This window comes from Erwinia sp. CGal63, assembly GCF_037026505.1.
Taxonomy (GTDB): Bacteria; Pseudomonadota; Gammaproteobacteria; order Enterobacterales; family Enterobacteriaceae; genus Erwinia.
On the sequence record NZ_JAKUMN010000001.1, the window covers coordinates 789,502 to 812,279 of the forward strand.

Sequence of the window (22,778 nt, forward strand, 5' to 3'; positions counted from 1 at the left end):
AGCTTCTCATCCTTCCCCGTGGGGGATCTGGAAGAGTGTGCCTTAACGCCGAACCAACATACGTTGGAAATGGTGGTGCTGAACTCTGCTTCAGTGCAGGAAGGATTCACGTCGCTGCGCTCCGTGCCCTTCGGGTCAAACCTTCGAGGTCGAAGCTTCTCATCCTTCCCCGTGGGGGATCTGGAAGAGTGTGCCTTAACGCCGAACCAACATACGTTGGAAATGGTGGTGGGGGAAGGATTCGAACCTTCGAAGTCGATGACGGCAGATTTACAGTCTGCTCCCTTTGGCCGCTCGGGAACCCCACCACTGGCCTTACTGCTGCTTGCTAAAGCGGGGCGCATCATACCAAATGCTGGCACGCTGTAAAGCCCGGATTTATTGATTGCGGCGCGTTTGCCGCTTTTTTATTCTGACTGCTGCTTTGTCCGGCAAAACAGCAGTCTGTAGCGCTTACAGAATAATAGTGCGGTTGCCGTAAACAAACACGCGCTGCGCCAGCACCTGATAAAGCGCCCGACTCAACACGTTTTTCTCTACGTCGCGTCCTGCGCGCATCATATCTTCCGCCGTATAAGTATGATCCACGTGAATCACGTCCTGCATGATAATCGGGCCTTCGTCCAGATTGTCATTCACGTAGTGTGCGGTAGCGCCAATGATCTTCACGCCGCGTTCATAGGCCTGATGATAAGGGCGCGCGCCAATAAAGGCCGGCAGGAAGGAGTGATGGATGTTGATAATCTGATTCGGGTAACGCTGCACGAATGCCGGCGTCAGCACGCGCATATATTTGGCCAGCACCACATAGTCAGGCTGGAAGCGGTCAATCTCCGCCGCCATATTGTTATCGTGCTCTTCCCGCGTCAGGCCTTCGTGACTGACCAGCATAAACGGAATGTCAAAACGCTCGACCAGCGTCCGCAGCGTTTCGTGATTGCCGATCACGGCAGCGATTTCTACATCCAGCCCGCCGTAGGTGCTCTTCATCAGCAGGTCGCCCAGGCAATGGGCTTCTTTGGTGACCAGAATAACGACGCGACGGCGGCCGGCGGCGTTCAGCTCTCTGAACAAACCGGCAGGCAGAGCGCCATCCAGATCGGCCAGCAGCGTAGCGTCGTTGAAAATCCCTTCCAGCTCGGTACGCATAAAGAAGCGGCCGGTACGATGATCGACGAACTCATTGTTCTGAACAATATTCAGTTCGTGCTTGTAGCAGATGTTGGTGATTTTCGCGATCAGACCTTTGGCGTCCGGGCAGATGGTACGTAAAACTTTTCGTTGCAGTGTTTGCGCTTGCATTGCGATGGTAATCCTGTCAAAGCAATTCTGAGGAGGTGCGGAAGACCATTACTGGCCACAGCATTTTTTAAATTTTTTGCCGGAGCCGCAAGGACACCGATCGTTTCGCCCTGTTTCAGGGAAAGTTCCGTCGACATAATACCAGCGTTGCGCCAGTCGAAGAAAGCGTGAACGTTCATGAATAAAGCCGTTGCGCTGATTTTCAGAGTAACGAGCGAAGAAAGTGACGTAGCCTTCTGCATTATCTCCTGGTGCATCCGCCTCAACTATATGTAAACTAAGCCATCTGGTGACGGCGAAACTCTGTTCCAGGCTTTCGCGAAAGCGTGCGGCATCGCAGTCGGGATGCCAGGTGGCGATCAGATAGTCGGCGTCGCTTTTGGCATAGGCGGTATAGCGCGAGCGCATCAGGGCTTCTGGTGTGGGAGGTATACCTTCGCCGTTAAGCCAGGGTTGGCAACATAAGCTATACTGCAATCCGCTACAGCATGGACAGGGTTCAGACACGTTGTCTCCAGTGAAAATAGAAAGGAAGAATGAGTGTTGGGCGTCATGGTAACCGAGCCGCGTGTATGGCGCCATTGGTTCGTTAAGCAAACACCAGAGGTGGAATGAGACAGGTCAAGATTGGGCTGGCGCTGGGATCGGGCGCAGCTAAAGGGTGGGCTCATATCGGCGTGATTGAGGCGCTGGAACGAGCCGGCATCAGGATTGATGTGGTGGCAGGTTGCTCCGTGGGAGCGCTTGTCGGCGCCGCTTATGCCAGTCGTCGTCTTCACCTTCTTGCCAACTGGGTACAGGGATTCAGCTATTGGGACGTGCTTCGCCTGATGGATCTTTCCTGGCGGCGCGGCGGCCTGTTGCGCGGTGAGCGCGTATTCAATCACGTCCGTCGGCTGCTGCCGCATACCCATATAGAAGAGTGCGCTATGCCGTTCGGCGCCGTCGCCACTAATCTCAGCACCGGGCGCGAGCTCTGGCTGACGCAGGGCGATCTTCATCAGGCCATACGGGCCTCCTGCAGTATGCCAGGTTTACTTTCGCCGGTGGACTGGAACGGCTACTGGCTGGTCGACGGCGCGGTCGTCAACCCTGTCCCGGTTTCTCTGACTCGCGCGCTGGGCGCCGATATCGTGATTGCCGTCGATCTGCAGCATGACGCCCATCTGATGCAGCAAAACCTGCTTTCCGTTACGCCGCAAAGCGTCAGGTTGCCTGCCGAAGCCGACGGCTGGCGCGGCAGATTGCGGCAGAAGCTGAGCGGAGCAGGCATCAGGAAAACCAAACAAACGCCGGGAGCGATGGAAATTATGACCACCTCTATTCAGGTGTTGGAAAACAGAATCAAGCTTACCCGGATGGCAGGCGATCCGCCGGATGTGCTGATCCAGCCTTTCTGTCCGCAAATCTCCACGCTGGATTTTCATCGGGCGGAAGAGGCCATTGGGGCAGGCAGGCTTGCCGTTGAGAAAAAGATGGATGAATTGCTACCGCTGGTCCGTCAGTACGCGTTGCCGGAAGAACGATGACACGGCTTCAGGCAAATTCGAGAGGCGCAATTGTGGTTTTTGAGCCACTATTGTCTTATCTGGCGCACAAGGGGGGATAATGGAGAAACCATTAAGCGGAAAACAGATCCTGATAGTTGAAGACGAAGTCGTTTTCCGTTCTCTGCTGGATAATTATCTGAGCTCGCTGGGTGCTGCGGTGACGCTGGCCGACGACGGTATTCAGGCTCTGGAAAAGATGCGGCATCTGGCGTGCGATCTGATGATCTGCGATCTGGCTATGCCGCGTATGAACGGGATTAAACTGGTTGAACACCTTCGCAGTAGCGGCAACAGCGTACCGGTACTGGTTATTTCTGCCACAGAGAACATGTCTGATATCGCGCACGTGCTGCGTCTGGGCGTGCAGGATGTCCTGCTAAAACCATTAAAAGATCTGGAAAGGCTGCGCGAGGCGGTGTACGAATGCCTCTATCCTTCTATGTTTACCTCTAAAGTAGAAGAAGATGAGCAGCTCTTTCAGGACTGGGACGCACTGGTGCGCGATCCACAGGCGGCCGCCAAGCTGCTGAAGCAGCTGCAGCCGCCGGTTCAGCAGGAGATCGCCAACTGCCGCATCAACTATCGTCAGCTGACGATGGCGGAACAGCCTGGGCTGGTACTCGACGTTGCGGCGCTTTCCGATAAGGATCTGGCTTTTTATTGTCTGGACGTCACCCGAGCGGGCGATAATGGCGTGTTGGCCGCGCTGTTACTAAGGGCATTATTTAACGGTCTGCTTCAGGATCAACTTTCTGGCCAGGCGCAACGTCTGCCGGAGTTAAATAGTTTATTGAAGCAGGTTAATTTGCTTTTACGCCAGGCGAACCTGCAGGGGCAATTTCCTTTGCTGGTCGGCTATTATCACCAGGGATTAAAAAACCTTATCCTCGTCTCTGCTGGTTTAAACGCCACTTTGAATATTCACTCACATCAAATACAGCTAAGTAATGGCGTTCCTCTTGGTACTTTGGGCAGCACGCATCTTAATCAGATCAGCCAGCGCTGCGACGCCTGGCAGTGCCAGGTATGGGGCGCTGGCGGCAGGCTGCGCCTGATGTTGTCCACCGAATAATTGTCCCGCCTTTTTTATCGCTGCGCGCTGACGACAGGGCCAGCGATAAGCTTTACACTTAGGTAATAGTCTTAAATTGCGTGGAAATGAATGAACCAGGATAAATCCATCCGGGTTCAACTGATATACTCACTTCGTTTTTTAACTCGACATATCAAGTAATAACTTGAACGGCCCAAAGAGAGGTACTTAGATGTCTGCCTATAAGTCCAAAGTAAAAAAAGCGGTTATCCCTGTTGCTGGTCTGGGAACCCGTATGTTACCTGCCACCAAAGCTATTCCTAAAGAGATGCTGCCGCTGGTTGATAAGCCGTTAATTCAGTATGTCGTTAACGAATGTATCGCTGCCGGTATCAACGAGATCGTGCTGGTAACGCACTCATCTAAAAACTCTATCGAAAACCACTTTGATACCAGTTTCGAGCTGGAAGCGATGCTGGAAAAACGCGTTAAGCGTCAGCTGCTGGAAGAGATTCAGTCAATTTGCCCGCCTCACGTTACCATTATGCAGGTGCGTCAGGGTCTGGCGAAAGGTCTGGGCCATGCCGTCATGTGCGCTCACCCGGTGGTCGGCAATGAGCCGGTCGCGGTAATCCTGCCGGACGTGATCATCGACGAATACGAATCAAACCTGGCTCAGGAAAACCTGGCCGATATGATCCGTCGCTTTGAAGAAACCGGCCACAGCCAGATCATGGTTGAGCCAGTAGAAGACGTGACCGCTTATGGCGTGGTGGATTGCCAGGGCGCGGAACTGAAAGCGGGCGAAAGCGCGCCAATGGTCGGTGTGGTTGAGAAGCCTAAAGCGGACAAAGCGCCATCCAACCTGGCGGTAGTGGGTCGTTACGTGCTTTCTGCGGATATCTGGCCACTGCTGGCGAAAACGCCTCCGGGCGCAGGTGACGAGATTCAGCTGACCGACTCTATCGCTATGCTGATGGACAAAGAAACCGTTGAAGCTTACCACCTGAAAGGCGTGAGCCACGACTGCGGTAATAAACTGGGCTATATGCAGGCTTTCGTCGAGTACGGCGTGCGTCACAATACGCTGGGTGCGGATTTCAAAGCATGGCTTGAAAGCACCGTTGGCAATGAGAAATAAGATTAATTTTTTAACCGGGACAATTCAATGAAAGTCACCGTATTTGGTATCGGCTATGTTGGTCTGGTTCAGGCTGCTGTTCTGGCCGAAGTCGGACATGACGTTCTTTGTATCGATGTCGACGAAAAGAAAGTCGAGAATCTGAAGAAAGGGATCATTCCAATTTTTGAACCGGGCCTGACGCCGCTGGTGATGCAGAACTACGAGGCTGGCCGCCTCAAGTTCTCCACCAACGCGGAAGAGGGCGTTAACCACGGCATTATGCAGTTTATCGCCGTGGGTACGCCGCCGGATGAAGACGGCTCTGCGGATCTGAAATACGTTACCGCAGTAGCGCGCACTATTGCGCAGCACATGAACGATCACAAAGTCGTGATCGATAAGTCAACCGTTCCTGTTGGTACGGCTGACCGCGTGCGTAGCGTGATGGCGGAAACGCTGAAAGCTCGCGGCAAAGAGATCGAGTTCGACGTGGTCTCCAACCCGGAATTCCTTAAGGAAGGTGCAGCGGTCAACGACTGCATGCGTCCTGAGCGAATTGTGGTGGGTACCGACAACGACGCGGTTGTGGAACTGCTGCGCGAGCTGTATGAGCCGTTTAACCGTAATCACGATCGTATGATCCTGATGGATATCCGCAGCGCCGAGCTGACCAAGTATGCGGCTAACTGCATGCTGGCCACCAAGATCAGCTTTATGAACGAGATCTCTAACCTGGCGGAACGTCTGGGCGCGGATGTCGAGAAGGTTCGCCAGGGTATCGGTTCCGATTCCCGTATCGGCTACTCCTTCATCTATCCTGGCTGCGGCTACGGCGGCTCCTGCTTCCCGAAAGATGTGCAGGCGCTGATCCGTACCGCAGAGCAGATTGGCTATAAGCCACGTCTGCTGCAGGCGGTGGAAGACGTCAACGATTCGCAGAAGCACAAGCTGCCGGACTTCATTAAACGTCACTTCGGCGACAATCTGCAGGGCAAAACTTTTGCGCTGTGGGGACTCTCGTTCAAGCCGAACACAGACGATATGCGTGAAGCCTCCAGCCGTGTGCTGATGGAAGCGCTGTGGCAGGCGGGCGCCTCGGTTCAGGCTTTCGATCCGGAAGCGATGGACGAAGCGCAGCGTATCTACGGTCACCGCAGCGATCTTAAGCTGATGGGTACCAAAGAAGCGGCGCTGCAGGGTGCAGACGGGCTGGTGATCTGTACCGAATGGCAGAACTTCCGCGCGCCGGATTTTGACGTTATTAAAAATGCCCTGAAAGAACCCGTGATTTTTGATGGTCGTAACCTGTATGATCCAGAAAGAATCAGCAAACGCGGTTTCGTTTATTATGCAATCGGCCGCGGAGCTTCTATTCAAATTGCATAATTAAACGAGGGCAGTATGAAATATCTGGTTACCGGCGCAGCAGGATTTATAGGTTTTCACGTTGCACAACGCCTGCTAGGCGCCGGTCACCAGGTTGTCGGTCTCGACAACCTGAATGACTACTACGACGTTAAACTCAAACTTGCCCGTCTGGATTTACTTAAACCCCTCAGCAATTTCTCTTTTGTCCAGCTCGACCTTGCCGACAGAAAAGGCATGGCCGATCTCTTTGCCGCAGAGCGCTTTGACCGGGTTATCCATCTTGCCGCTCAGGCAGGCGTGCGCTACTCGCTGGAAAATCCGCTGGCCTACGCTGACGCTAACTTAATTGGGCATTTAAATATCCTGCAAGGGTGTCGACATAATAAAGTCGGTCATTTGCTTTATGCTTCCTCCAGCTCGGTTTATGGTCTGAATCGTAAAATGCCGTTCTCCACGGATGATTCGGTAGACCATCCGGTTTCCCTCTATGCGGCCACTAAAAAAGCCAACGAGCTGATGTCTCATACCTATTCCCATCTTTATGGTATTCCGACTACCGGCCTGCGCTTTTTTACCGTCTACGGCCCCTGGGGGCGTCCTGATATGGCGCTGTTTAAATTTACCCGGGCGATGATTGCGGGTGAAAAAATAGACGTTTATAACAACGGACAGATGCGTCGCGATTTTACCTATATCGACGATATAGCCGAGGCCATTATGCGTCTGCAGGATGTTATTCCTCAGCCGCAGGCTGACTGGACGGTGGAAACCGGCAGCCCGGCTAGCAGCTCGGCGCCGTATCGCGTATATAATATCGGCAACAGCAGTCCGGTGACGCTGATGGCCTATATTGAAGCGCTGGAAAAAGCGCTGGGAATGACTGCCGATAAAAATATGCTGCCGATGCAGCCGGGTGACGTGCTGGAAACCAGCGCTGATACCAGCGCGCTCTACAACGCTATTGAATTTAAGCCGCAAACCGGCGTGGAGGAGGGCGTGGCGCGTTTCGTCAGTTGGTATCGCGAGTTTTATCAGGTATAACAGCCATTAAAAAAGGAAGCGAAAGCTTCCTTTTTTATCACGCCTTTTAGCTGGCGTCGCGTCGGGGCAATTACAGCATAAAGTCTTCGAGCTTTTTACCCTGCTCTTCGATAGCTTTCTTAATTACCGCTGGCGTACGGCCCTGGCCAGTCCAGGTTTTGGTTTCGCCGTTTTCGTCCACGTATTTATACTTGGCAGGACGTGCCGCACGCTTGGTTTTGCCGGTGCTTTTCGCTGCATTCTGCGTGGAAAGAAGTTCATTAGGATCGATGCCGTCAGCAATCAGCATTTCACGATACTGCTGCAGTTTACGGGTGCGCTCTTCGATTTCCGCGCGAGCGTGACTTTCTTCTTCACGACGTTCGTGTACAACAACTTCCAGTTTCTCAAGCATCTCTTCCAGAGTTTCCAAAGAGCATTCTCTGGCCTGCGCACGCAGAGTACGGATGTTGTTCAAAATTTTAAGTGCTTCGCTCATTGTCCTGATCTCAAAAATTATAATGGGTGAATGTTCTGCCTGATAATAATAGAGCGCGTTATAATGAACTGCAATAGCTAATTTTGTAAGAAAAGGAAATGGGTTAATGTTCTACTGTTCAGAATGCATTATTAATGCCCGCGGCAAAATATTACCTGCTGAATAAAAGCGTGGCGTACCGGAACAGATAACAGCATCAGCTAACACCTGATTTCTGATTTTATAATCAGAGTTAAACTATTATCTGCGAAAGGTACGGCAGGCTAACTTGCAGAAAACGCAGTAAATAATAGCAGGAAGATCGAATTTTCTTTAATCCTTAAATGCGCTAAAAATGGCGAAAGAAACAAATCAGAGGCACAAAAAAGCGGCGGACGCGCCTGTTCCTTAGTACAGTCAGTGCTCTGGTTGCCGTGGCGGCGGGGCAGGAAAAGCCAGGCGGTTAACGCGCCTGATCCCTGTCGATATGGTACAATAATCCAAACTCATTAAACTTTAATTCGGAGCAAGGCCCGATGGCTCAGCTTTATTTTTATTATTCCGTCATGAATGCAGGTAAATCTACTGCGCTGTTACAGTCCTCTTATAACTATCATGAGCGGGGGATGCGTACGCTTGTTTATACAGCGGAAATTGACAATCGGTTTGGTACGGGCAAGGTGAGTTCACGCATTGGCCTTTCTTCTCCTGCAAAATTGTATAATAACGACACGGCACTTTTTGACGAAATTAAATCGCACCAGCAAATGGAACCGGTTCACTGCGTGCTGATTGATGAGTCGCAATTTTTGACAAGGACACAGGTAAAAGAGCTTTCTGACGTCGTCGATAATTTGGATATACCCGTACTTTGTTATGGTCTGCGTACCGATTTTCGCGGCGAATTATTTAGCGGCAGTCATTATCTGCTTGCCTGGGCTGATAAGCTGGTGGAGCTGAAAACCGTTTGCCACTGCGGCAGGAAAGCGGGAATGGTGCTGCGGGTGGATGAAAACGGCGAGCCCTATAACGAAGGCGAACAGGTCGTTATCGGCGGTAATGAGCGCTACGTTTCCGTCTGCCGTAAACACTACAAGGCGGCTATTGAGCAGCACTCTCTGGAAGCAGTCTATGGCAAAAAGGGCCGTAAGCCAGCCTGAGAAGGGCAGCAGAGCCATTTAGCCGCTGAGGGCTGCCGGTACATTAGGCCGGCTTACGGATAAAAAAAACCCGCCTTGCGGCGGGTTCTGTTTGGGACTCTATTTTTTCACTTTTTTGCGCGTATCAACCGGTTGTGCCGTTACCGCTTCGGCTACGGAAGCAAAAGGTTCTGCGTAGTCGCGGCCGTAGAAGCTGTCTAACATAATCTGTTTCAGCTCGGCAATCAGCGGATAGCGCGGGTTAGCGCCGGTACACTGGTCGTCGAAGGCATCTTCCGCCAGCTTGTCTACTTTCGCCAGGAAATCTGCTTCCTGTACGCCAGCCTCACGAATCGATTTAGGAATGCCCAGTTCGGCTTTCATGCTCTCCAGCCAGGCAAGCAGCTTCTCAATCTTCTGCGCGGTACGGTCGCCAGGCGCGCTAAGGCGCAGATGATCGGCGACTTCGGCATAGCGACGACGGGCCTGCGGACGGTCGTACTGGCTGAATGCCGTCTGCTTGGTTGGATTATCGTTGGCGTTATAGCGGATAACGTTGCTGATAAGCAGGGCATTAGCCAGACCGTGTGGAATATGGAACTCCGAACCCAGCTTGTGCGCCATTGAGTGACAGACGCCGAGGAAGGCGTTGGCAAAGGCGATACCGGCGATGGTGGCGGCATTGTGCACACGTTCACGCGCAACCGGGTTCTTCGCGCCGTCGCGATAGCTGGCTGGCAGATTCTCCTGTAGCAGCTTCAGCGCCTGCAGCGCCTGACCATCGGAATATTCATTGGCCAGCACGGAGACATAGGCTTCCAGCGCGTGAGTAACGGCGTCAAGACCACCGAAGGCGCACAGCGACTTAGGCATATTCATCACCAGGTTGGCGTCCACAATAGCCATATCCGGCGTCAGCGCATAGTCGGCCAGCGGATATTTCTGACCGGTGGCGTCATCGGTCACCACCGCGAAAGGCGTGACTTCTGAACCGGTGCCGGAGGTAGTGGTGATCGCGATCATCTTCGCTTTCACGCCCATTTTCGGGAACTTATAGATACGTTTACGGATATCCATAAAGCGCAGCGCCAGCTCTTCGAAATGGGTTTCAGGATGCTCGTACATCACCCACATAATTTTGGCCGCATCCATTGGCGAACCGCCGCCCAGCGCGATAATTACGTCCGGCTTAAAGGAGTGCATCTGCTCAGCGCCTTTGCGCACGATGCTCAGCGTAGGATCCGCTTCCACCTCGAAGAACACTTCGGTTTCCAGACCGTGAGACTTCAGCACTGAAACCACCTGATCCGCATAGCCGTTGTTGAACAGGTAGCGGTCGGTAACGATAAAGGCGCGTTTGGCCCCGTCAGTCGCTACCTCTTCCATGGCAATAGGCAGAGAACCGCGGCGGAAGTAGATAGACTTGGGAAGTTTATGCCACAACATATTTTCTGCTCGCTTAGCCACGGTTTTCTTGTTGATCAGATGTTTCGGCCCTACGTTTTCCGAGATAGAGTTGCCGCCCCAGGAGCCGCAGCCCAGCGTCAGCGATGGCGCCAGCTTAAAGTTGTAAAGGTCGCCGATACCGCCCTGTGATGCTGGCGTATTGATCAAGATACGCGCGGTTTTCATTCTGTCGCCGAAATAGTTGACGCGCTCGCGTTCGTTGTCCTGATCGGTATAGAGGCAGGATGTGTGGCCGATACCGCCCATCGCCACCAGTTTTTCCGCTTTGCTAACCGCTTCTTCAAAATCTTTTGCGCGGTACATGGCGAGCGTAGGGGAGAGTTTTTCGTGCGCGAACGGCTCGGACTCATCCACCAGTTTCACTTCGCCAATCAGAATTTTGGTGTTAGCCGGGACGCTGATACCCGCCATTTCGGCAATTTTAACCGCAGGCTGACCTACAATAGCCGCGTTCAAACCGCCATTTTTCAGGATGATATCCTGGACAGCCTTCAGCTCTTTGCCCTGCAGCAGATAGCCGCCGTGGCTGGCGAAGCGTTCGCGGACGGCTTCGTAAACGGAATCGACTACGATAACCGACTGTTCGGAAGCGCAAATGACGCCGTTATCAAAAGTTTTAGACATCAGAATTGACGCCACCGCGCGCTTAATATCCGCCGTTTCGTCAATCACCACTGGCGTATTGCCTGCGCCGACGCCGATAGCTGGCTTGCCAGAGCTGTAAGCGGCCTTAACCATGCCGGGGCCGCCGGTAGCAAGGATCAGGTTGATGTCGGGATGGTGCATCAGCTGGTTAGAAAGTTCGACGGAAGGCGCATCGATCCAGCCGATAATATCTTTTGGCGCACCTGCAGCAATGGCAGCCTGCAACACGATATCCGCCGCTTTATTGGTGGCGTCTTTCGCGCGAGGATGTGGAGAGAAAATAATGCCGTTACGGGTTTTCAGGCTAATCAGCGCTTTGAAAATTGCGGTAGAAGTCGGGTTTGTAGTAGGGACAATGCCGCAGATCAGGCCGGTAGGTTCAGCGATAGTGATAGTGCCGAAGGTATCGTCGGTTTCGAGAATACCGCAGGTTTTCTCATCTTTATAGGCGTTGTAAATATATTCAGAAGCGAAGTGGTTTTTGATGACTTTATCTTCAACAATACCCATTCCCGATTCCGCTACGGCCATTTTAGCCAGTGGAATACGGGCATCGGCGGCAGCCAGAGCGGCAGCGCGGAAAATTTTGTCGACCTGTTCCTGGGTAAAGTTAGCGTACTCTCGCTGGGCTTTTTTTACACGTTCAACCAGTGCGTTAAGCTCAGCAACGTTAGTAACGGCCATAATGCTCTCCTGATGAAAGTTAAACTCTATTAGTAAACAAGCCAGAACTGACAATTATAGACAAGCATGGTCAGGTGTTGCCGAAACGCGCTTGCTAACGTTCTACAGGTTTACTAAAAGAGTCTACGCATCGTTGCCGCTATCCTTAGCGTGTCTGCGATGAAAAGCCCGTCAACTGCCGACATAGTACGCACTGGTGCGGCAATTGATTTTGATTTAGATCAAGGTTCATCCATGCTGACACCTTTCAGCAGCGCTGTTTCGGCGGATATGCAGGATTTTCAATAGCCTGTATTTTTACGACAGGATAAATTATTAGCGCTATAGTTTGCTTATGACGTATTTATTAGCGTAATTAACTGCTTTTTATGCTCTTTAGGGACGTTTCTGAACTGCTGTCCGGCAGAAATCCTGCGGCGCCAGCAGCCTGTTTTCGATAAATTTTTTGGAGAAAAGCGTGAACCCGACCATCCTTGATCTTTCAGGCTACGTGAAATTCTTTGTCGGGCTTTTTGCGCTGGTCAACCCGGTTGGCATCATTCCGGTGTTTATCAGCATGACCAGCTACCAGCTGCCGGCGGCGCGTAACAAAACCAATCTGACCGCCAGCCTTTCCGTCGCCATTATTCTCTGGACTTCATTGTTTCTGGGCGACGCTATTCTTCATATCTTCGGCATCTCTATCGACTCTTTCCGCATCGCCGGCGGCATACTGGTGGTGACCATCGCTATGTCGATGATCAGCGGCAAGCTGGGCGAGGATAAACAGAACAAGCAGGAGAAAACGGAAACGGCGATTCGTGAAAGCGTCGGCGTAGTGCCGCTGGCGCTGCCGCTGATGGCCGGGCCAGGAGCGATCAGCTCAACCATTGTGTGGAGTACTCGTTATCACAGCTGGCAGAATTTGCTGGGTTTTAGCCTTGCCATCGCGCTTTTCGCTCTTTGCTGCTGGCTACTGTTCCGTGCTGCACCACTGATGGTCAGGGCGCTGGGGCAGACAGGCATCAACGTTATTACCCGTATCATGGGACTGTTGCTGATGGCATTAGGCATTGAATTTATTGTAACCGGCGTCAGGGCGCTGTTTCCGGGGCTGAGCGGATAACGGTTCACTGCGAAACAGGGATTCAGGCGCATAATCTGCGCTTATTTTATTCCGCTACTAAAAAGGCGCCCTAAAAAAGAGCAAATTGCGACTATTGTGCACTCTTTTGGGGCGTTTATTTCTGCTACTTAACAGAGAGGCGTCATTATTAATGTAATTACTGAAAACTACGCCTTTTTTATCAGTGTGATAGTAAATGTGAGAAAAATAACATTTAAAATCACTGTTTTGTGACTGATAACGAAAATAAAATGCTTAATTGTGAATAAAAATCCTCATATTCTGCTGCCTGAAATGGTTTACGGCACAGCAGCTGCTGTAAACAAAGAAAATGTTCGTTAAAAAGTAGTCAAAAAGGAAATTTCCAATAAAAACGATTTATATCAAAGAGTTGATCTTTATTTTTCTGTTAAAATAAGTGGCTTGCAGCGCGTTCAGTAACGAATAAAAGAGAATTGGTTAACATTTCCGTTAATTTACCTTGGCGCGAAAAGTCGGCTTCTGATAGGTTTTGCTGCAGCGGATAAAACTGGCATCAGATGTGCAAAGCCTGTCAGGCAACGCTTTTCGTCAGACATTTCGTACAGAGGTAGAAATCCTTTCATGAGAATAGTGCAGAGTTTGCCTCTGAAGCTGGCCGCCGTCACCTCGATAGCGTTAACCGCATCCAGCCTGGCCGCAGCGCCTGTCGGCGTCGAGCTGGCCCCGCAGCAGAGCATCACCATTAATAACGGTGGCGAAGTTTCAACGCTCGATCCGCAAAAAATTGAAGGCGTACCGGAAAGCAACGTGGTCATCAACCTGCTGGAAGGGCTTGTCGCTACCGACAATAACGGGCGTATTGTGCCTGGCATCGCGGAGAGCTGGCACAGCGAAGCCGATAAAGTCTGGACCTTTACGCTGCGCAAAGCGACCTGGAGCAACGGCGATCCGGTCACGGCCAGCGATTTCGTCTACAGCTGGCGGCGATTGGCCGATCCCAAAACCGCCTCGCCCTACGCGAGCTATCTGCAGTACGCGCATATTGAAAATATCGACGAGATACTGAGCGGGAAAAAGCCGCCTTCGGATCTCGGCATCCGCGCCCTTGATGAAAATCATCTGCAGGTCACGCTAAGCGAGCCGGTACCTTACTTTACTGCGCTGGCGGTCAACGCTGCGCTGAAGCCAGTAAACCGCAAAGCCGTGGAGCAGTGGGGCGACAGCTGGACGCAGCCGGCACACTACGTCAGCAACGGCGCCTATACCCTGAGCGACTGGGTGATTAACGAAAAAATCGTGCTGAAACGCAACCCAACCTACTGGAATAACGCGGGCACCACGATTGAAACGGCAACCTTTTTGCCCATCACCTCTGAAACTAGCGATGTTAATCGCTATCGCAGCGGCGAAATTGATATGACCAACAGCGTGTTGCCGCCAGAGCTGTTTCCCACGCTGAAAAAAACGCTGGGTTCGCAGGTGCGCGTCAGCCCGTTGCTGTGCACTTTTTACTATGAGCTTAACAATAAGCGACCGCCGTTCAACGATGCGCGCGTGCGCACGGCGGTAAAGCTGACGCTGGATCGCGACATTATCGCCGACAAAATCATGGGGCAGGGACAGATTCCGGCGGGCGGCTTCACGCCACCTTATATTGACGGCGCGAAGCTGCCGCCGCCGGAATGGATGAAGCTTAGCCAGCCACAGCGCAACGAGCTGGCGAAAAAGCTGCTGAACGAGGCGGGCTACAGCGCAGAGAAACCGCTGCAATTTAAGCTGCTCTACAACACCTCTGATTTAAATAAAAAGCAGGCTATTGCCGCGGCCTCCATGTGGCAAAAAAACCTGGGCGCGCGGGTCACTCTGGATAATCAGGAGTGGAAAACTATGTTGGATACCCGTCATCAGGGCGATTTCGACGTCGCTCGCGCAACCTGGTGCGCCGACTACAACGAACCTTCCACCTTCCTGAACACGATGCAAAGCCGCTCTTCCAGCAACACCGCTTTCTATCACAGCGAAAAATTTGATGCGCTGCTGGCGCAAGCGCTGGCGACATCCGATGCCGGGCAGCGCGCCGCGCTCTACCAGCAGGCGGAACAGCAGCTCGATCGTGATTCCGCCATCGTGCCGGTCTATTACCGCGTTAGCGCCAGGCTGGTAAAACCCTGGGTTGGCGGTTTTACCGGCAAAGACCCGCAGGATCAGCCGGATATAAAATATTTCTGGATTACAAAGCATTGATTTGTGAAGAAGGTAGTAACTAAAAGAGTGATAGCCGCAGGGTAAAAAAACGGCCGTAGCGCGTTCGTTCCGTGCTATGAGCCTGGGCCCGGCAAACAGGGGTAGCTAAAGCGTCCCGGTAATAATAAAAACTGGAGTAGCACAATGACCAACATCACGAAAAAGCGCCTGCTGGCGCTGGGCATCCTCAGCGCGCTGACCGGTATGGCTTCGGCGGCGACGGTGCCCGCTGGCGTGCAGCTTGCCGCTAAGCAGGAGCTGATTAAAGGCAATGGCGACGAAGTGCAGTCGCTGGATCCGCACAAAATCGAAGGTGTGCCCGAGTCCAACGTCAGTTATGACCTGTTAGAAGGGTTACTGATCAATGATGCTAACGGCCATCCGATAGCGGGCGTGGCGGAAAGCTGGGACAACAAGGATGGCAAGGTCTGGACATTCCATCTGCGCACCAACGCCAAATGGTCGAACGGCGAGCCGGTGACCGCGCAGGATTTCGTTTACAGCTGGCAGCGTCTGGCCGATCCCAAAACCGCATCGCCTTACGCCAGCTATCTGCAATATGGTCATCTGGAAAATATTGACGACATTATCGCCGGCAAGAAAAAATCCAGTGAGCTGGGCGTTAAAGCGATTGACGAGCATACGCTGCAGGTGACGCTAAGCGAGTCCGTGCCTTATTTCTATAAGCTGCTGATCCATCCTTCGATGTCGCCGGTATATAAACCCGCTATCGAAAAATTCGGCGAAAAGTGGACTCAGCCGGAAAACTGGGTTGGCAACGGCGCTTACAAGCTGCAGGAACACATTATCAACGAGCGTATCGTTGTGGTGCGCAACCCGCAGTATTGGGACAACGCCCATACCGTGCTGGAGAAAGTGACCTTTCTGCCCATTCCGTCCGAAGTTAACGACGTTAACCGCTACTTCAGCAGCAACGGCAGCGATATGACCTACACCAATCTGCCGATTGAGCTGTTTAAAAAGCTGCAAAAAGAGAACCCGAAAGAGCTGCGCGTCGATCCCTATCTCTGCACCTACTATTACGAAATCAATAACCAGAAAGCGCCTTTCAACGATCCTCGCGTGCGTACCGCGCTGAAGCTGGGGCTGGACCGCGACATTATGGTCAACAAGGTGCTGGCGCAGGGCCAGCAGCCAGCCTGGAGCTATACGCCGCCGGCGATTGATGGCGCCAGCCTGGTGAAGCCGGAATGGACGAGCTGGACGCAGGAAAAACGTAACGAAGAGGCAAAAAAACTGCTGGCGGAAGCGGGCTACAGCGCCGATAAGCCGCTGACCTTCGAACTGCTCTACAATACTTCCGACCTGCATAAAAAGCTGGCGATCGCCGCTGCCTCGATCTGGAAGAAGAACCTGGGCGTCAATATCAAACTCAATAACCAGGAGTGGAAAACCTTCCTGGATACCCGTCATCAGGGCAACTTTGATATTGCCCGTGCGGCCTGGTGCGCGGACTATAACGAACCGACTTCTTTCCTGAACACCATGCTCTCCGGCAGTAGCAATAACACTTCGCACTACAAATCGCCAGCCTTCGACAAAATTATGGCCTCGGCCACGGCGGCCAGCGACGAGGCGGCCCGCAGCAAAGCCTACACCGAGGCCGAGCAGCAGCTGGATAAAGATTCGGTTATCGCGCCGGTGTTCTACTACGCCAATACCCGTCTGGTGAAGCCTTACGTCGGCGGCTATACCGGCAAAGATCCGCTGAATTACCTGTACGATAAAAATCTCTACATCATTAAACATTAAAAAAACGGGGGAAGCATGCTTCCCCCTGAAACTCTTTTGAGCAGTGCTGAAGCACAGGCCAGCAGGTACGGGCAATGTTAAAATTTATTTTTCGTCGTTTTCTGGAAGCGATTCCGACGCTACTAATCCTGATTACTATCTCCTTCTTTATGATGCGTCTGGCGCCGGGCAGTCCCTTTACCGGCGAGCGCACGCTGTCGCCGGAAGTCATGGCGAATATTGAAGCCAAATATCATCTGAACGATCCGATCTGGAAACAGTATCTGGATTATCTCGGGCAGCTGGCACGCGGCGACTTCGGGCCATCGTTTAAATACAAAGACTATTCGGTTAACTATCTGGTTGGCCACGCCTTCCCGGTTTCCGCCAAACTCGGCCTGGCCGCTTTTATCCTGGCGATTGTGCTGGGCGTGACGGCAGGCGTGATCTCGGCATTAAAGCAGAACAGCAAATGGGACTTTCTGGTGATGGGGTTCGCCATGACCGGCGTCGTAATCCCCAGCTTTGTGGTCGCGCCGCTACTGGTGCTGGTGTTCGCGATCTCCCTGAAATGGCTGCCGGGCGGCGGCTGGAACGGCGGCGCGCTGCCGTACATGATCCTGCCGATGGTGGCGCTGTCGCTGGCCTATATCGCCAGCATCGCCCGAATCACGCGCGGCTCGATGATCGAGGTGCTGCACGCCAACTTTATTCGCACGGCGCGCGCCAAAGGGCTGCCGATGCGCCGCATTATCCTGCGTCACGCGCTGAAGCCCGCGATGCTGCCGGTGCTTTCCTATCTCGGGCCCGCTTTTGTCGGCATTATCACCGGCTCGATGGTTATCGAAACCATCTACGGTTTGCCCGGCATCGGCCAGCTGTTCGTCAACGGCGCGCTGAACCGCGACTACTCGCTGGTGCTCAGCCTGACCATTCTGGTTGGCGTGCTGACTATTCTCTTTAACGCGATCGTCGACGTGCTGTATGCGGTTATCGATCCAAAAATTCGTTACTGATTGCGGAGCTCGCCATGATACTGAGTAAGAAAAACAGCGAAGCTCTTGATACCTTCAGCGAAAAGCTGGAGATCGAAGGGCGCAGCTTATGGCAGGACGCGCGTCGTCGCTTTATTCATAACCGCGCGGCGCTGGCCAGCCTGGCCGTGCTGGTGCTGATTGCGCTGTTTGTGATCTTTGCGCCCATGCTTTCCTCGTTCACCTACGACGACACCGACTGGGGCATGATGTCGAATGCGCCGGATTTCGCTTCAAAGCACTATTTCGGCACCGACTCATCAGGACGCGACTTGCTGGTGCGCGTGGCGATCGGCGGGCGTATTTCGCTGATGGTTGGCATCGCCTCCGCGCTGGTAGCGGTGCTGGTCGGCACGCTTTACGGCTCGCTGGCAGGCTATCTGGGCGGCAAGGTCGATTCGGTGATGATGCGTCTGCTGGAGATCCTCAACTCCTTCCCCTTTATGTTCTTCGTGATCCTGCTGGTAACCTTCTTTGGCCGTAATATCCTGCTGATTTTCGTGGCGATCGGCCTGGTTTCCTGGCTGGATATGGCGCGTATCGTGCGCGGTCAGACGCTGAGCCTCAAACGCAAAGAGTTTATCGAGGCGGCCCACGTGGGCGGCGTGTCAACCGCCAGCATCGTGCTGCGTCATATCGTACCCAACGTGCTGGGCGTGGTGGTGGTTTACGCTTCGCTGCTGGTGCCGAGCATGATCCTGTTTGAATCTTTCCTCAGCTTTCTGGGGCTGGGCACTCAGGAGCCCTTGAGCAGCTGGGGCGCGCTGCTCAGCGACGGCGCCAATTCGATGGAAGTGTCGCCGTGGCTGCTGCTGTTCCCGGCCGGTTTTCTGGTCGTTACGCTGTTTTGTTTCAACTTTATCGGCGACGGCCTGCGCGACGCCCTCGACCCGAAAGATCGTTAAGGAGTTAGCCGATGAACGTCACAACACTACAGCCAGCGATGGCGAAACAGGCGGGAAGCGAACTGCTGCTGTCGGTGAAAGATCTGCGCGTCACCTTTAAAACGCCGGACGGCGACGTCACCGCGGTCAACGATCTCAATTTCGATCTGCGTGCGGGCGAAACGCTGGGCATTGTCGGCGAGTCCGGTTCCGGCAAGTCGCAAACGGCCTTTGCGCTGATGGGCCTGCTGGCCAGCAACGGCCGCATCGGCGGTTCAGCGCGCTTTCGCGGCAGTGAGATCCTCAACCTGCCTGAAAAGCAGCTTAACCGCCTGCGGGCGGAAGAGATTGCGATGATTTTTCAGGATCCGATGACCTCGCTGAATCCCTATATGCGCGTCGGCGAGCAGCTGATGGAAGTGTTACAGCTGCATAAAGGGATGAGCAGCGCGCAGGCTTTTGAAGAGTCTGTACGGATGCTTGACGCGGTGAAAATGCCCGAGGCGCGTAAGCGGATGAAGATGTATCCGCACGAATTTTCTGGCGGGATGCGCCAGCGCGTAATGATTGCCATGGCGCTGCTCTGTCGGCCTAAACTGCTGATCGCCGACGAGCCGACCACGGCGCTGGATGTGACCGTCCAGGCGCAGATAATGACGCTGCTCAACGATCTGAAAAGAGAATTCAACACCGCTATCATCATGATCACCCACGATTTAGGCGTAGTGGCGGGGATTTGCGATCGCGTGCTGGTGATGTACGCTGGCCGCACGATGGAGTATGGCAAAGCCCGCGACATCTTCTATCAGCCGACGCATCCTTATTCCATCGGCCTGTTGAACGCCGTACCGCGACTGGATGCGGAAGGCGATTCATTAACCACTATTCCCGGCAACCCGCCTAATTTGCTGCGATTGCCGAAAGGCTGTCCTTTCCAGCCGCGCTGTCCGCACGCGATGGAGATTTGCGCCACCATGCCGCCGCTGGAGCCGTTTGGTCAGGAGCGGCTGCGTGCCTGTTTTAAACCTGCGGAGGAGCTGGTATGAGCACGGCTGAAAAAAACGTTCTGTTGGAAATCGCCGATCTGAAAGTGCACTTCGCGATTAAGGATAGCGGCCAGTGGTTCTGGCAGCCGCCGAAAACCCTGAAGGCAGTGGACGGCGTCAGCCTGCGTCTCTACGAAGGGGAAACGCTGGGCGTGGTTGGCGAGTCCGGCTGCGGCAAATCGACGCTGGCCCGCGCTATTATCGGCCTGGTAAAAGCGACCCACGGTCGCGTAGCCTGGCTGGGCCGCGATCTGCTAGGACAAAGCGAAGAGGAGTGGCGTAAGGCGCGCAGCGATATCCAGATGATTTTCCAGGATCCGTTGGCCTCGCTGAACCCGCGCATGACTATCGGCGATATCATTGCTGAACCGCTGCGTACCTATCATCCCAACATGGCGCGTCAGGAGGTCAAAGAGCGGGTCAAGAATATGATGATGAAGGTGGGATTATTGCCCAACCTGATCAACCGCTATCCGCACGAATTCTCTGGCGGCCAGTGCCAGCGCATCGGCATCGCGCGGGCGCTGATTCTGGAACCTAAGCTGATTATCTGCGACGAACCGGTTTCCGCGCTGGACGTTTCCATTCAGGCGCAGGTGGTCAATCTGCTGCAACAGCTGCAGCGCGAGATGGGGCTTTCGCTGATCTTTATCGCGCACGATCTGGCGGTGGTGAAGCATATTTCCGATCGCGTGCTGGTGATGTATCTGGGCCATGCGGTAGAGCTGGGCACCTATGATGAGGTTTATCATAATCCGCAGCATCCTTACACCAGAGCGCTGATGTCGGCAGTGCCGATCCCCGATCCGGATCTGGAAAAAAACAAGGTGATACAGCTGCTGGAAGGGGAACTGCCTTCGCCGATCGATCCGCCTTCAGGCTGCGTGTTCCGCACCCGCTGCCCGATAGCCGGGCCGGAGTGCGCCAAAACCCGTCCGCTGCTGGAGGGCAGCTTCCGCCATGCGGTTTCCTGTCTGAAGGTCGATCCGTTATAGTCGCGAGAAAACCGCAGCCGGGCGCTGCGGTTTATTCAGCTATTCACGCCACAGGATATGGCAGAGCTTGTGGTCTTTTTCACGACACAGCAGCACGCGGGCGAAAATATCGGTAACCGGATCTTCCTCGCTTTCACCCAGGCCGATGACAACCTCGGCGAAGAAATCGGGATTCAGATCGAAATCCACATGCTCCGCCCAGTCTTCTGCCGGATCATGCAGCTCCGCACCGCCGCGCTCTTCGAACTGCAGATTGAACAGCAGGATATCGGCCGGATCGAGATTATCACCCGCCAGCTCCAGAAAAATATCGTAGGCCTGCTCCAGGGTTTCATCTTCGGTAAGGCGGTTATTCAAATCCATAAAATTTCCCATAATGCGCGCATAATCCCGCCCGTTTTACAGCAACGGACTGAAGAAGTAAAACAGTCGTTCAACAATCCGCTGCCACCAGGCGCGACGCGACCACTGGCGGGCATCCAGCAGCCGCGAACGGGCGATATAGTCGTCCTGTACGTGCGCCAGGTCGCTGCCGAAACCGTCGTCGTCAATCACCAGTGTGATTTCAAAATTCAGCCACAGGCTGCGCATATCCAGATTCACCGTGCCGACCAGGCTAAGCTGCCCGTCCACCAGCACGCTTTTGGTATGCAGCAGGCCGCCTTCAAACTGGTAAATTCTGACGCCCGCTTGCAGCAGCTCCGCGAAAAAGGCGCGGCTCGCCCAGCCTACCAGCAGCGAATCATTGTGTCTTGGCACGATAATACTGACTTCGACGCCGCGCTGCGCCGCCGTGCAAATCGCATGCAGCAAATCGTCGCTGGGCACGAAATAGGGCGTGGTCATAATCAGCTGCTCGCGCGCTGAGTAAACGGCGGTCAGCAGCGCCTGGTGGATCAAATCCTCCGGAAAGCCCGGCCCTGAAGCGATCACCTGAATGGTATGGCCGCTCTCCTGCTCAAAGGGCATGATGGTGCCGTCCGGCGGCGGCGGAAGAATGCGCTTGCCGGTTTCAATCTCCCAGTCGCAGGAGTAGATAATGCCCATGGTGGTCGCCACCGGGCCTTCCATGCGCGCCATGAGATCGACCCACTGACCAACGCCCGCATCCTGCTTGAAATAGCGGGGATCGACCAGGTTCATGCTGCCGGTATAGGCGATATAGTTGTCGATCAGTACCACTTTGCGATGCTGGCGCAGATCCATCCGCCGCAAAAATACGCGCAGCAGGCTGACCTTTAACGACTCCACCACGTCGATACCGGCGTTACGCATCATTGCAGGCCAGTCGCTACGGAAAAACTGCACGCTGCCGGCGGAATCCAGCATCAGCCGACAGTGAACGCCGCGCCGCGCCGCCGCCATCAGCACTTCCGCTACTTCATCCGCCATGCCGCCAGGCTGCCAGATATAGAACACCATCTCGATATTATGACGGGCCAGCTGAATATCGCGGATCAGCGCCTGCATCGTGTCGTCCGTGGAGGTCAGCAGCTGCAGCTGATTGCCTTTTACGCCAGCGATGCCCTGACGGTTTTCACAAAGCTGAAACAGTGAACGCGCCACGTCGCTATTATCGTGGGCGAAAATGGCGTGGCAGGATTTGAGATCGTTCAGCCATTTGGCGGTGGAAGGCCACATGGTGCGGGCGCGCTCGGCGCGACGTTTCCCCAAATGCAGCTCGCCAAAAGAGAGATAGGCAACGATACCCACCAGAGGCAGAATATAAATAATCAGCAGCCAGGCCATCGCGGAAGGCACCGCGCGCCGCTTCATCAGAATGCGCAGCGTGATCCCGGCAATCAGTAACCAGTAACCGAACAGCAGCAACCAGCTAATTAAAGTATAAAAAGTCGTCATAAGAGCGAAAGTCTCGTTCACCTCTGATTACAAGAGTTTACGTGCAGAACGGAGCGGGCGAAACCTT

General features: G+C 53.8%; 19 protein-coding genes and 1 tRNA gene. 13 read left to right on the forward strand and 7 right to left on the reverse strand.

Annotated features, from left to right (window positions below):
* Window positions 1-223: 223 nt before the first annotated feature.
* The 3 genes from MKZ79_RS03540 to MKZ79_RS03550 all read right to left on the reverse strand — a co-directional run bounded on the left by MKZ79_RS03540 (window position 224) and on the right by MKZ79_RS03550 (window position 1,809).
* Window positions 224-308: transfer RNA gene (locus MKZ79_RS03540), tRNA-Tyr, on the reverse strand.
* Window positions 309-453: 145 nt separating this feature from the next.
* Entirely contained in the window at window positions 454-1,302 is an 849-nt protein-coding gene (gene purU, locus MKZ79_RS03545) for a formyltetrahydrofolate deformylase (protein ID WP_336140211.1), read from the reverse strand.
* Between the two features lie 48 nt (window positions 1,303-1,350).
* On the reverse strand, window positions 1,351-1,809 hold the full coding sequence (locus MKZ79_RS03550; RefSeq protein WP_336140212.1) for a YchJ family protein: 459 nt from the start codon (window positions 1,807-1,809) through the stop codon (window positions 1,351-1,353).
* A gap of 104 nt (window positions 1,810-1,913) precedes the next feature.
* Between MKZ79_RS03550 and rssA the strand changes: the two genes are divergently transcribed.
* The 5 genes from rssA (at window position 1,914) to MKZ79_RS03575 (ending at window position 7,417) form a co-directional block, all read left to right on the forward strand.
* Window positions 1,914-2,831, forward strand: coding sequence for a patatin-like phospholipase RssA (gene rssA, locus MKZ79_RS03555; protein WP_336140213.1), 918 nt, complete (start codon window positions 1,914-1,916; stop codon window positions 2,829-2,831).
* 79 nt (window positions 2,832-2,910) lie between these two features.
* Entirely contained in the window at window positions 2,911-3,924 is a 1,014-nt protein-coding gene (rssB, locus tag MKZ79_RS03560; RefSeq protein ID WP_336140214.1) for a two-component system response regulator RssB, read from the forward strand.
* Between the two features lie 193 nt (window positions 3,925-4,117).
* Window positions 4,118-5,026 carry a UTP--glucose-1-phosphate uridylyltransferase GalU gene (gene galU / locus MKZ79_RS03565; protein ID WP_336140215.1) on the forward strand — a complete coding sequence of 303 codons (909 nt, stop codon included), beginning with the start codon at window positions 4,118-4,120 and terminating at the stop codon, window positions 5,024-5,026.
* 27 nt (window positions 5,027-5,053) lie between these two features.
* Complete coding sequence (locus tag MKZ79_RS03570) at window positions 5,054-6,394, forward strand: UDP-glucose dehydrogenase family protein (RefSeq protein ID WP_336140216.1); 1,341 nt, start codon at window positions 5,054-5,056, stop codon at window positions 6,392-6,394.
* A gap of 15 nt (window positions 6,395-6,409) precedes the next feature.
* Entirely contained in the window at window positions 6,410-7,417 is a 1,008-nt protein-coding gene (locus tag MKZ79_RS03575; protein WP_336140217.1) for an NAD-dependent epimerase, read from the forward strand.
* Window positions 7,418-7,487: 70 nt separating this feature from the next.
* On the opposite strand, the gene hns is transcribed toward MKZ79_RS03575, so the two are convergent.
* Window positions 7,488-7,895, reverse strand: a complete 408-nt coding sequence (hns, locus tag MKZ79_RS03580; protein ID WP_336140219.1) for a histone-like nucleoid-structuring protein H-NS — start codon at window positions 7,893-7,895, stop codon at window positions 7,488-7,490.
* Between the two features lie 515 nt (window positions 7,896-8,410).
* Here hns and tdk point away from each other — a divergent pair.
* A complete protein-coding gene (gene tdk, locus MKZ79_RS03585; RefSeq protein ID WP_336140220.1) occupies window positions 8,411-9,034 on the forward strand; it encodes a thymidine kinase in 624 nt (207 codons plus the stop codon).
* 99 nt (window positions 9,035-9,133) lie between these two features.
* On the opposite strand, the gene adhE is transcribed toward tdk, so the two are convergent.
* Window positions 9,134-11,809 (reverse strand): bifunctional acetaldehyde-CoA/alcohol dehydrogenase, encoded by a 2,676-nt coding sequence (gene adhE / locus MKZ79_RS03590; protein ID WP_336140221.1) that lies wholly within the window; start codon window positions 11,807-11,809, stop codon window positions 9,134-9,136.
* A gap of 457 nt (window positions 11,810-12,266) precedes the next feature.
* On the opposite strand from adhE, the gene MKZ79_RS03595 reads away from it, so the two are divergent.
* From MKZ79_RS03595 to oppF, 7 genes are all read left to right on the forward strand, one after another.
* Window positions 12,267-12,914, forward strand: a complete 648-nt coding sequence (locus MKZ79_RS03595) for a YchE family NAAT transporter (protein WP_336140222.1) — start codon at window positions 12,267-12,269, stop codon at window positions 12,912-12,914.
* 603 nt (window positions 12,915-13,517) lie between these two features.
* Window positions 13,518-15,140, forward strand: a complete 1,623-nt coding sequence (locus MKZ79_RS03600) for an ABC transporter substrate-binding protein (protein ID WP_336140223.1) — start codon at window positions 13,518-13,520, stop codon at window positions 15,138-15,140.
* A gap of 144 nt (window positions 15,141-15,284) precedes the next feature.
* Entirely contained in the window at window positions 15,285-16,913 is a 1,629-nt protein-coding gene (oppA, locus tag MKZ79_RS03605) for an oligopeptide ABC transporter substrate-binding protein OppA (RefSeq protein WP_336140224.1), read from the forward strand.
* A 74-nt stretch (window positions 16,914-16,987) separates the two neighbouring features.
* The gene (gene oppB / locus MKZ79_RS03610) at window positions 16,988-17,908 is read left to right on the forward strand and encodes an oligopeptide ABC transporter permease OppB (protein ID WP_336140225.1); all 921 of its coding nucleotides are present in this window, start codon (window positions 16,988-16,990) and stop codon (window positions 17,906-17,908) included.
* 14 nt (window positions 17,909-17,922) lie between these two features.
* Window positions 17,923-18,831 carry an oligopeptide ABC transporter permease OppC gene (gene oppC / locus MKZ79_RS03615; RefSeq protein ID WP_336140226.1) on the forward strand — a complete coding sequence of 303 codons (909 nt, stop codon included), beginning with the start codon at window positions 17,923-17,925 and terminating at the stop codon, window positions 18,829-18,831.
* A gap of 11 nt (window positions 18,832-18,842) precedes the next feature.
* Window positions 18,843-19,856, forward strand: coding sequence for an ABC transporter ATP-binding protein (locus MKZ79_RS03620; RefSeq protein WP_336140227.1), 1,014 nt, complete (start codon window positions 18,843-18,845; stop codon window positions 19,854-19,856).
* Window positions 19,853-20,851, forward strand: a complete 999-nt coding sequence (oppF, locus tag MKZ79_RS03625; protein ID WP_336140228.1) for a murein tripeptide/oligopeptide ABC transporter ATP binding protein OppF — start codon at window positions 19,853-19,855, stop codon at window positions 20,849-20,851. The genes MKZ79_RS03620 and oppF overlap by 4 nt, the downstream gene beginning before the upstream one ends.
* A 39-nt stretch (window positions 20,852-20,890) precedes the next feature.
* Here the strand turns inward: oppF and MKZ79_RS03630 are convergent, their stop codons facing one another.
* Window positions 20,891-21,214, reverse strand: coding sequence for an HI1450 family dsDNA-mimic protein (locus MKZ79_RS03630; protein WP_336140229.1), 324 nt, complete (start codon window positions 21,212-21,214; stop codon window positions 20,891-20,893).
* Between the two features lie 36 nt (window positions 21,215-21,250).
* A complete protein-coding gene (cls, locus tag MKZ79_RS03635; RefSeq protein WP_336140230.1) occupies window positions 21,251-22,711 on the reverse strand; it encodes a cardiolipin synthase in 1,461 nt (486 codons plus the stop codon).
* Window positions 22,712-22,778: the final 67 nt, after the last annotated feature.

Bases quoted from the DNA above. Each gene is read 5' to 3' on its own strand.
- purU (WP_336140211.1), bottom strand. From the start codon at position 1,302: ATGCAAGCGCAAACACTGCAACGAAAAGTTTTACGTACCATCTGCCCG.
- rssA (WP_336140213.1), top strand. From the start codon at position 1,914: ATGAGACAGGTCAAGATTGGGCTGGCGCTGGGATCGGGCGCAGCTAAA.
- rssB (WP_336140214.1), top strand. From the start codon at position 2,911: ATGGAGAAACCATTAAGCGGAAAACAGATCCTGATAGTTGAAGACGAA.
- galU (WP_336140215.1), top strand. From the start codon at position 4,118: ATGTCTGCCTATAAGTCCAAAGTAAAAAAAGCGGTTATCCCTGTTGCT.
- MKZ79_RS03570 (WP_336140216.1), top strand. From the start codon at position 5,054: ATGAAAGTCACCGTATTTGGTATCGGCTATGTTGGTCTGGTTCAGGCT.
- MKZ79_RS03575 (WP_336140217.1), top strand. From the start codon at position 6,410: ATGAAATATCTGGTTACCGGCGCAGCAGGATTTATAGGTTTTCACGTT.
- hns (WP_336140219.1), bottom strand. From the start codon at position 7,895: ATGAGCGAAGCACTTAAAATTTTGAACAACATCCGTACTCTGCGTGCG.
- tdk (WP_336140220.1), top strand. From the start codon at position 8,411: ATGGCTCAGCTTTATTTTTATTATTCCGTCATGAATGCAGGTAAATCT.
- adhE (WP_336140221.1), bottom strand. From the start codon at position 11,809: ATGGCCGTTACTAACGTTGCTGAGCTTAACGCACTGGTTGAACGTGTA.
- MKZ79_RS03600 (WP_336140223.1), top strand. From the start codon at position 13,518: ATGAGAATAGTGCAGAGTTTGCCTCTGAAGCTGGCCGCCGTCACCTCG.
- oppA (WP_336140224.1), top strand. From the start codon at position 15,285: ATGACCAACATCACGAAAAAGCGCCTGCTGGCGCTGGGCATCCTCAGC.
- oppB (WP_336140225.1), top strand. From the start codon at position 16,988: ATGTTAAAATTTATTTTTCGTCGTTTTCTGGAAGCGATTCCGACGCTA.
- oppC (WP_336140226.1), top strand. From the start codon at position 17,923: ATGATACTGAGTAAGAAAAACAGCGAAGCTCTTGATACCTTCAGCGAA.
- MKZ79_RS03620 (WP_336140227.1), top strand. From the start codon at position 18,843: ATGAACGTCACAACACTACAGCCAGCGATGGCGAAACAGGCGGGAAGC.
- oppF (WP_336140228.1), top strand. From the start codon at position 19,853: ATGAGCACGGCTGAAAAAAACGTTCTGTTGGAAATCGCCGATCTGAAA.
- MKZ79_RS03630 (WP_336140229.1), bottom strand. From the start codon at position 21,214: ATGGATTTGAATAACCGCCTTACCGAAGATGAAACCCTGGAGCAGGCC.
- cls (WP_336140230.1), bottom strand. From the start codon at position 22,711: ATGACGACTTTTTATACTTTAATTAGCTGGTTGCTGCTGTTCGGTTAC.